Source organism: Planctomycetia bacterium (genome assembly GCA_034440135.1).
In the GTDB taxonomy this organism is placed as follows: domain Bacteria; phylum Planctomycetota; class Planctomycetia; order Pirellulales; family JALHLM01; genus JALHLM01.
Genome location: JAWXBP010000123.1, coordinates 1 through 5,805 on the forward strand (window position 1 = coordinate 1; position 5,805 = coordinate 5,805).

Below are 5,805 nucleotides of genomic sequence, written 5' to 3' on the forward strand. Positions count from 1 at the left end.
CATTCCCCCTCCAGCGTCCCTAAACTAAACCCCGTTCACCCCCGAGCGCCACACTTTTCAACCGCCAAGCGCTGCACAATTCAAGCGCCGTTTACAGTGATTGCACTGCTGAATTAAGGGACGGCTGCTTTCCAAAGCGTTTTCCACCACCGATGCTAATTCCACACGTTGTCGACGGATATCCAAAGCGTTGCGGCTCATGCGGGATATGTCGAGAAGGTCGTCAATGAGCCGCACCATGACCGTCAGCTGCCTGGAAATGACATCTCTGCCGGTCTTCACATCCCGATCCGTCAGGCCCTCCATGCCGAGGTACTGTACGGCATTGCGGATTGGAGCCAACGGATTCCGTAGCTCATGCGCCAACGTCGCCAGGAACTCATCTTTGTGCCGATGAGCGTCGGCCAATTCCTCTGCCCGTTCTCGCAAGGCCGACACGTCTTCCACGGCAAGGAGGATTAGCTCAGGGTGCTTCGAGTCTGGAGGAAAGGGCCGAGCATTGAGAAGCATCGTCTTGCGACCGAGAATCGGAAAAGAATGCTCAACCTCATAGTCGTGAACGGATTGATTGCGAGAGAGGACTTCATCAAGCAACTTACGCAAGCCAGGGATGTCCCACTGACCATTGCCCAGGTCATACACCAAGTGGTTCTCAGTTTCTTCCTTCGAGACTTGAAACGAATCGTAGAAGGAACGGTTCGCCGTCTTCACCCGCAGGTCGGCGTCGAGAACCACGAACGGCTCTCGTGAGGTCGCAATGATGTCGTCGGCATAGGTCAGCGAACGAGCTAACGCTCGTTCCGTCTTCCGGCGTTCAGTGATGTCCCGAAAGACCAGCACAAGACCTGCGACCTCGGACTTGTCGTTTCGGATTAGAGCGGCACTGTCGCTGATGGGAAGTTCAGCACCGTTTTTGGCAATGAGCAGGCTGTGGCTCGCAAGTTGGAGAGCGCGGCCTTCCTTCAAGGCTTGGACGGTTGGAATCTCGACAGATTGGCGGCTTTTTTCATTGACCAAGCAGATCACGCTGTTGAGCGACTGCCCTACGGCATCTTGAGTCCATCCCGTCAAGTTCTCCAGCGACCGGATTTAGGAAAGTGATCGTCCCGTCAATGTCCGTGGTGATCACTGCATCACCAATGCATGAAAGCGTAACAAGCAGCCAATCTCGCTGTTCGTGTAACTCCTTATTGCTTGGCGACGAAGCGGCTATGACATCCTCCGATTTGATCGCAAATTCCACCTTCGGGTCGCACTTTTTAGTACTCAAGAGTGGTGAACCGTTGATTCATCATTGCAGATTATCACCCGCCAGACCTGCGCTTTCGGGTCGAAAGGGGCGAGAGCCAAATCCCAAATCAGGGCTGATCCGACATACACGAGCGCTGACGACAGCCTGGCCGAGGACCTTGCCTTCAAGACAGCCGCCGCTCGACCTGGTAACTGCCATCCTCAACTCGGGCGTAAATGTTGAACCGTCACTGCGACAAGAGTATGTCTCCCCCGGTAGCTGCTAAGGTAGCGGCATCATCTTTCACCGGCGTGATTGGTGCCAGTAGGAAGACTTGCACTGCGGTGCCAGTTGTGAAGGCATGCACGATAGAACCGCTCGTCGGCTCGACCTCCACCGCCGCTTCACGAACCTGCCTCCCGGTGATTCGTCGAATCTCCTGCCGCAACGATTCGGAAGAGTTGGCGAAGAGCTGCCGATGAAACTCCTGCAGCTTTGCCGCACCACCCGCGCTCTTGGCCATCGCCCTTTCAGCTGGCGTCAAGGCCTCGTGCAGCGTGATCACCAGCGTGTCTTCGCTCAAGACCACGCTCACCGCAGTCGGCGTGTGGCCCGTGCTGCCATGTTGGAAATCACAAATCGCGCGAGCAATCTGCTCCGCCACGGTTCCGGCTTGCTTGTCGTCACAATCATCGCAGACGAGAGTTGCTGTAATTGTGTCCATTGAGTGAGCTTCCTGTGGTGCGAGCGCTGGTCGTATCGCGAGCAACAAAAAAGCCGACGTGCTGGAACACCCACAGGTATTCCAGCACGCCGGCTTACTCATTGACGGGCCACTCGGTTTCACCGGGGTGCCCTTCATTTAGTCATCCGCTAGATCCGCTCCAATTGTACGATTAATGGAGACAATAGCAATCTTGCCTGCGTTGGACAACTGCGTCAGCCTCGGACGGCAGCAGCCAACTGGAATGGCCGAGAAACGAAAAAGCCCCGACCATGCATTGGCTATGCCGGGCCGGGAGTAGTAGCAACTTCCGGAACTAAACGAGTGCGACGTTTTCGGCACACGGGCCTTTTGGCCCACTACCTTCGGTGTAGGTGACGTGCTGACCTTCGTGCAATTCATCGAAGGACACGCCTTGGAGGTTCTTGGAGTGGAAGAACAAATCCTTTTCACGGTCGGTCTTGATGAATCCGAAACCCTTGTCCGTCAGTTTCTTGATGCTGCCTTCTGCCATTTGCTGCCTACTTTGCGTTTTGCTGTGTACTGCCTGATGGCGATAGCCACCGACGGTCTTGATTGTATCCGATTACCGCGTTGAATGATGGGTTTTCATCCACAATCCGGAAGTCTTCTGCCGCGCGAAAGAAAGACGCCGTCGTAACAACGCTGCATTCCGACGTCCCCCAAGGCATGCAACGACACGCCGCTCAGCAAAGATCAAAAAAACGCAGCCTAAAATGGGACGCGCTGGCCGGAGTGGAGGAGCACTGGGCGAGGCCACCATTCCAGCCCAATCACTAGCAATTGTTCAGCGCCGGCCACTGTAGTGAATCAAATATGCGCCAACGCTTGCGACTGCGCGCACAAAAGCTCGGTCACATCGTCGCCTTCACCGTGGGCTTTTCTTTCGTGGTAGCGCGACACAAAAACTGGCTGTCGGCTATCTCGTGCCTGAACCGCAAAAGTCGTGGTGTCCTTTGATATCTTGGACCAATGTGGCCAGCTTCTCTAGCTCCGTCGACCGTTGGTCGAGTCCGACATTCACGACTCCCAGAGTGTTGCTTTGCCCAGTATGGAGGAGTTCTTCGAGCGACAATCGTCCAAACAGAATAAATTGCCTCCCGCACATTGCATCGACACCAAAAATCAGATCAGCGGCGGCCAATAGTCGCCGATATTCGAATTCCGCACGAGGGTCGCGCCCGTCGGAGAAGAACGCTTCGATGGGGACGACGCCCCGTTGCTCTAGATCTAGGTCCTGGGGTTCAGCGTCCGCCGGATGCTTTCGACAAATCAACTCCGTCAGAAACTGCACGGGGGACAACGCCTTAAACTTCTCCGTGCTGACTGGATCGATCGTGTAAAACGAGGTCTCCTGCTTGATGTCAGCCAAGATGACTTCGACGACGAACGAGACTGGGTAGCATTTGAGTTGCCAGTCATGCATGTCTTTGAGAAACGGCTGACCGGTCTCCAGACTCGTGAAAAACGCAGCGATGGAATTGCCAAATTCGTCGGCCCACCTTAACGTCGTCCAGTTGTTGGGTTCGCCATGGAGCCCGACGTCGTCGTCGTCAACACTGCTTTTCACCACGCAACAAAGCTCGCCTGTGCCGATCATCGCGATTCCTCCACTTTGACGCTGCGCATGACCGTGGGTTGATCAGGCCGTTCATCATGGTGTGTGTATCCCCAGTTCGGGGCCATTGCCGCAGCGCCACGTGACCGGATGCGATGGCGTCGGAAAACTAAAGTGACTGCGATCATTGCAGTTCAGGGGCTAATGGAAGGGGCGCTGGGCCTTGTTGACCGCCTTCAGCTTGAATGCGATCCCAGACTTCTTGGCGATGGACTGGAATGTCCAGCTTCACGTCAAAGCCCAACTTCACTTTGCCACCACGAATATCCAGAACCTTGACGGTCAGCAGTCGCTCCAGGCCGCCGGCGCTGCCCACGACCACGGATTGCTGAGTTTTCCTAGACAAGACCAACATGGTTGCACCTCCTTGAACGCGACTGGTCCGCTGCTCTGTCAAATCTCCGCTGGCAGTGCCAACTGCTCTCTAAGGAGTCGGCAGCACCGTGAGGGGCTGTCATACGGGCGACCGCAGTCTCACTTCACAAAACAAAAAAAGCCGGCATGGCGGAATACCTAAAGGGTATCGCGCCATGCCGGCTTACTCGTCAACGAACCGCCCGGACCAAGCCGAGCTGTTCTTCATCAAGTCATCCGTCAGCGATTCAGTGGAATAGCCCTCACTTCCGTGACAGCCTTTCCCCTGATGGTCAAAGCATAGGGCTTTCGATTGTGAATACAAGTGTAATCCCCGTTCTTTCCCGGAATTGCTATGATTGCACCCACGCGACCGGATGCGCCGTTGCGACTTCGATGGATTTGAGCGGCAAGTACATCGGCTGACAGGTGATTGTGCGTCGCTTATAGCACCGCCCAACAATCGCGGTCGTTGAGACGTGCGAAGCCGCCGGGAGAGAATGGTGAAAACGCAGGGAGAAATAGAAGCGGCGATCTGCGATGGCATCAGCCGGTTTGAGCAAGAGTACATGGGGCGGGGACCCAAGGACATTCATGCGCACCTGCTCAACGATCTGTTGGTGGTGCGGCTGCATGGCGTGTTGACCGCCGCGGAGCAGCATCTTGTGAAATCACTCCCTTCCGAGACGGGACGTGACTTGATGAAACAGGTGCGGCGGCAACTGATCGAGACGGCGCGACCCCTCTTGGAAGCTTTGGTTCAGAAAGTCATGGGCGCTCAGATTCTGGGCCTGCATCACGACATTAGCACCGTCACCGGCGAAGAGCTGGTCGTGTTTACCCTGGCCAAGCCGCCTTCAGTTCGCGAGTCGGGAAAAAGGTAGGGCGTCCGTGGGCGGGTCCGGCCGGCCAGGCGGCCCTTGGCAGCTCACTACCTCGACCAGCACCGTCGCGCTTCAGACCGACGCGTTGCTGCATCTCGGCGTCTGCCTTATGACTTCGAGACCAGCAAAGGCCGCATGTGACGCACGACCTCTTACTTTCCGGTATTAAACTCACGGTCCGGATACAGCGTGATCCTTAGCGATGCACCAATCGCCGCCAAGCGACCTAGCAACTCGGGTGCAAGTCCTTGATTGAATGCCCACGGCTTGTCACCGCAATCGTATCCGATGTTGAACTCTCGCAATATGCATTGGTCCCACGTTGCTCGCTGTGCCTCAGGTAACCGTTCCAGCACGTCCAGCATGGCAGTGATGTTGGGTTCCGGCTCAGAGTAGCATTCATCCGTCTCGAACCGGGCGTACCATAGCCCATCGTCCCAGCGGCTCACGTGCAGATCGAACACGCCACCGGACCTGAGCGCACTTGCCAGCGGTTCTAGGTCGGTAGGCGATTTCAGGTCCAGATCGGTGTTCAAATACTCGATTGTGTTGTCCATGGCGCGACCGGAGTTACTTCCGTTTCTTCAGCGCCAGCGACATGCCCTCATAGACGGCCTTTTGTTGAATTGCCACGGGCGTCCTGCCAAACAGCTTGGCGATTTCCACCGTGGACGTCTTTCCCGCCATTGACTTGAACTTCTTCAGTTCGGTGGGTGACCAGGGCTTGCGGACTGCTTTCTTCTTCTTTGCCATTGTCGGTCCTCGTATAGTGTGATGAAGGTCGCGATCCTAACAGACTTAGTAAGAGCTCGCTAGTTACTACCAAGTCGGTCTGTCGATGTCAGCAACTTCCGCGGCGACGTAGGCCGTGATGCCCAGCAATGTGAGGATGGAGAATCTTGGTTTCATGCCGGCCATTCTCGCCGATGTCAGCGCGTAGAAAAAGCCCACCTGATTTCAGGTGGGCGTTTAC

8 protein-coding genes are annotated in these 5,805 nt (G+C 55.9%); 1 reads left to right on the forward strand and 7 read right to left on the reverse strand.

The features are described 5' to 3' along the window. Positions 1-57: 57 nt before the first annotated feature. The 5 genes from SGJ19_06980 to SGJ19_07000 form a co-directional block, all read right to left on the reverse strand. A complete protein-coding gene (locus SGJ19_06980; GenBank protein ID MDZ4779977.1) occupies positions 58-1,089 on the reverse strand; it encodes a PAS domain-containing protein in 1,032 nt (343 codons plus the stop codon). 389 nt (positions 1,090-1,478) lie between these two features. Further along, a complete protein-coding gene (locus tag SGJ19_06985; protein ID MDZ4779978.1) occupies positions 1,479-1,955 on the reverse strand; it encodes a Na-translocating system protein MpsC family protein in 477 nt (158 codons plus the stop codon). Between the two features lie 316 nt (positions 1,956-2,271). Further along, on the reverse strand, positions 2,272-2,469 hold the full coding sequence (locus SGJ19_06990; GenBank protein MDZ4779979.1) for a cold shock domain-containing protein: 198 nt from the start codon (positions 2,467-2,469) through the stop codon (positions 2,272-2,274). Between the two features lie 426 nt (positions 2,470-2,895). Next, positions 2,896-3,576: a hypothetical protein gene (locus tag SGJ19_06995; protein MDZ4779980.1), complete on the reverse strand. Its 681-nt coding sequence runs from the start codon at positions 3,574-3,576 to the stop codon at positions 2,896-2,898. 142 nt (positions 3,577-3,718) lie between these two features. After that, positions 3,719-3,949 (reverse strand): carbon storage regulator, encoded by a 231-nt coding sequence (locus tag SGJ19_07000; protein MDZ4779981.1) that lies wholly within the window; start codon positions 3,947-3,949, stop codon positions 3,719-3,721. A 499-nt stretch (positions 3,950-4,448) separates the two neighbouring features. Between SGJ19_07000 and SGJ19_07005 the strand changes: the two genes are divergently transcribed. Next, positions 4,449-4,832 carry a DUF2294 domain-containing protein gene (locus tag SGJ19_07005; protein ID MDZ4779982.1) on the forward strand — a complete coding sequence of 128 codons (384 nt, stop codon included), beginning with the start codon at positions 4,449-4,451 and terminating at the stop codon, positions 4,830-4,832. Positions 4,833-4,984: 152 nt separating this feature from the next. On the opposite strand, the gene SGJ19_07010 is transcribed toward SGJ19_07005, so the two are convergent. Together SGJ19_07010 and SGJ19_07015 are read right to left on the reverse strand one after the other, a co-directional pair. Then, positions 4,985-5,389 (reverse strand): hypothetical protein, encoded by a 405-nt coding sequence (locus tag SGJ19_07010; GenBank protein MDZ4779983.1) that lies wholly within the window; start codon positions 5,387-5,389, stop codon positions 4,985-4,987. Positions 5,390-5,402: 13 nt separating this feature from the next. After that, positions 5,403-5,585, reverse strand: coding sequence for a hypothetical protein (locus SGJ19_07015; protein MDZ4779984.1), 183 nt, complete (start codon positions 5,583-5,585; stop codon positions 5,403-5,405). Positions 5,586-5,805: the final 220 nt, after the last annotated feature.